2 protein-coding genes are annotated in these 1,565 nt (G+C 65.2%); both read left to right on the top strand.

Annotation, left to right across the window (positions count from 1 at the left end; genetic code table 11):
• On the top strand, positions 1-749 hold a 749-nt coding region (locus tag QZ326_RS13305; protein ID WP_295746154.1), incomplete at its 5' end, for an MATE family efflux transporter.
• Positions 746-1,165, top strand: a complete 420-nt coding sequence (locus QZ326_RS13300) for a MarR family winged helix-turn-helix transcriptional regulator (RefSeq protein WP_295746151.1) — start codon at positions 746-748, stop codon at positions 1,163-1,165. The genes QZ326_RS13305 and QZ326_RS13300, both read left to right, overlap by 4 nt.
• The last annotated feature ends 400 nt before the right edge of the window (positions 1,166-1,565 follow it).

The raw sequence follows: 1,565 nt of genomic DNA, 5'->3' as shown, positions 1-1,565 counted from the left end.
TCCCCTATCTGACCCGCCGGAGCCTCCTCCGCCTGTCCCCCCGGCTGTTCCAGCCGGACGGAGCCATTGTGGGGCAGATTGTGTCCGTGGGGTCCTCGTCCCTGTTCCGCAACGGCCTGGCGGTGATCTCCGCCATTGTCCTCAACCGCATCGCCGGGGGTATTTCCGACTCCGTGCTGGCGGGCATCGGCGTGTCCACCAAGGTCATGATGTTCCCCTTCGGGGTCATCCTTGGATTTGGCACCGGGTTTCAGCCGGTGGCGGGCTTCAACTGGGGGGCGAAACGTTACGACCGGGTGGAGGAGAGCTACCGCTTTGCCGCCCGGACGGCGGTCGTCGGCGCGGCGGTCATGGGCGTACTGCTGGCGATCTTTGCCGAGCCGCTCATCACCCTCTTCGCCAAAGCGGACCCGGAGATGCAGGCTGTGGGGGCGCTGGCTATCCGGCTACAATGTCTGGCCCTGCCCGCCCACAGCTGGGTGGCGGTGGTCAATATGCTCTGCGCCGGACTGGGCAAGGCCCTGGGGGCGGTGCTGCTGTCCACCTCCCGGCAGGGGAGCTGCTTTTTGCCGATCGTGTATCCCATGACCATGCTTGGGGGTGCTAACGGCGTGGCCGCCGTTCAGGCGGTGGCGGACGTGCTGTCAATCGCCCTGGCTGTGCCGCTGGTTCGCCGGATGAAGGCGATGATCCGGCAGGCGGCCCAGGATGCGGCTCTCCGGCCCCAGGGGGAGGAGGCCGCGCCATGACCAGCCCCGTCCTCACCAGCCTCCTGCGCATCAACCGCCGCAGGATGGTGGCCCTGCGCCGGGTGCTGACGCCCCATGGCTACGTGGGATTCATGCACCTGATCCTGATCTACACCGCCCGGCGGCCCGGAGCCAGCCAGGAGGAGATCTGCACCTTCTACGCCCTGGACAAGGCCAGTACGGCCCGTGACGCCCGGCGTCTGGAGGACGCGGGCCACATCCGGAGACAGACCAACCCGGAGAACCGGCGGCAATACCAACTGTTCCTGACCCCCCAGGGGGAAGAGATGGTGAAGATCATCAACCAGACCCACGAGGAGTTCCAGCAGCGGCTCTCAGCAGGTATCGCCCCGGAGGACTGGGAGAAGCTGACCGGGCTTCTGGAGATCGCGGAGGAAAACAGCCGCCGGGAGTAGCCGCTTTTCATTGACTACTCGGGGCTATGCTCCCATGTGGGGCAGCCAAAGGCCCTCTCAGTCAGCCTTCGGCTGACAGCTCCCCCAGAGGGGAAGCCAAGAAGATATCCCTGAGGCCGCACGCTCCTCTTGCCTCTCCCTTTGGGAGAGGTGGCACGGCGAAGCCGTGACGGAGAGGGCCCGGCAGGTACATCCCGCCTCACGGCAGGGACCGCAAAACGAAAAGGCCAGCTGCTTCGGCAGCTGGCCTAAAATATTACAGCTGGACAATCCAGCCCATGTCGTCGGCCACCACGCCGGTCTGCATACCATAGATATGATCGTAGAGCTTCTGGCTCACAGGGCCCACGCCGCCGCCGTGGATAACGATATCCCGGTCCATATAAGATCGGAAGAGCAC

Source organism: uncultured Oscillibacter sp., assembly GCF_910587525.1.
GTDB lineage: Bacteria > Bacillota > Clostridia > Oscillospirales > Oscillospiraceae > Oscillibacter.
Note: the sequence above shows the minus strand (reverse complement) of the source record. Positions and strands in the feature narration are given on the sequence as shown.